The following is a 1548-nucleotide window of genomic DNA, read 5'->3' on the forward strand; positions in this document are numbered from 1 at the left end:
GTCATGCAAAGCACCGGAACAGCGAAGCCGTGAAGCTCGCCCTGTAAGGGCGCTACGTTCCATTACGGCAGATTAAATATGTACTTCTGAGTCTCCCACCATGATCGGGGAAGACCGATTTTTGTGCAGTGTAACAGCGACGTTTTTTTGGCTCGAGTGCAAACTGCCGGATGAATACGCAAACGTTTTCGTTTATACTGCGCGCGTTTTTTAATCCATTCAGGTAGAGATTATGACGACTCTTGGAACCGCGCTGCGCCCTGCAGCAACCCGCGTAATGCTGTTAGGTTCTGGTGAACTAGGTAAAGAGATGGCGCTGGAATGCCAGCGTCTGGGCGTGGAAGTTATCGCCGTTGACCGCTACGCCGATGCCCCAGCAATGCACGTTACGCACCGCAGTTATGTCATCAACATGTTGGATGGCGCTGAGCTGGCTGCGCTGGTTGCTTAGGAGAAGCCAGACTTTGTGGTGCCGGAAATCGAAGCTATTGCCACCGATATGCTGATCGAGCTGGAAAAACAGGGTCAGCACGTGGTGCCTACCGCCCGCGCGGCTAAGCTGACCATGAATCGCGAAGGTATTCGCCGCCTAGCGGCAGAAGGGCTGGCGCTGCCTACCTCCACCTACCAGTTCGTCGACAGTCGTGAAGCATTTCTCGCTGCGGCTGCTGAGATTGGCTTCCCGTGCATCGTGAAGCCGGTCATGAGCTCATCCGGTAAGGGCCAGAGCTTTATTCGTACAGCCTCCCAGCTGGATGCCGCTTGGGAATATGCCCAGCAGGGTGGGCGTGCTGGCGCAGGCCGCGTGATCGTTGAAGGCGTGGTAAAGTTTGATTTTGAAATTACCCTGCTGACTATTAATGCGGTCGACGGCATCCACTTTTGTGCGCCTATCGGCCACCGTCAGGAAGATGGCGACTACCGCGAATCTTGGCAGCCGCAGCAGATGAGCGAACTGGCTCTGCAGCGCGCGCAGGATATTGCGGAGAAAGTGGTTACCGCTCTTGGCGGTCGCGGCCTGTTTGGCGTGGAGCTGTTTGTCCGCGGTGATGAAGTGGTGTTTAGCGAAGTCTCGCCGCGCCCGCACGATACCGGCGCGGTCACGCTGATTTCACAGGATGTTTCCGAGTTCGCATTGCACGTGCGTGCCTTCCTCGGCCTGCCCGTTGGCAGCATTCGTCAGTACGGTCCAGCAGCATCAGCGGTGATCCTGCCGGAGCTGGAGAGCACTAACGTGCAATTTGGGAATCTGTCAGCAGCACTCGGGGCGGGTTTACAGCTGCGCCTGTTCGGCAAGCCGGAAATTCAGGGTAAGCGTCGCTTGGGCGTGGCGCTGGCCACCGGCCATGATATTCATCATGCGGTACAGCATGCCATCACTGCGGCTGCTCAGGTTAAAGTCAGCGGGTAACTGGCAGGCAGCAAAAACTCAAGGCGCTGATATCAGCGCCCTTTTTCATCGCTGCTCGCTTAACGTGCGCCCGCCACCGCTTCGCGCGCCAGCTGGGTAATACGATCATAATCCCCTGCCTGCAGCGCCGGCGGCAT

General features: G+C 57.3%; 1 pseudogene. It reads left to right on the forward strand.

From position 1 onward, the window contains the following. Nucleotides 1-232 precede the first annotated feature (232 nt). Nucleotides 233-1411 (forward strand): annotated as a pseudogene (purT, locus tag BBW68_RS08420) (formate-dependent phosphoribosylglycinamide formyltransferase). The last annotated feature ends 137 nt before the right edge of the window (nucleotides 1412-1548 follow it).

This window comes from Candidatus Erwinia dacicola (assembly GCF_001756855.1).
GTDB lineage: Bacteria > Pseudomonadota > Gammaproteobacteria > Enterobacterales > Enterobacteriaceae > Erwinia > Erwinia dacicola.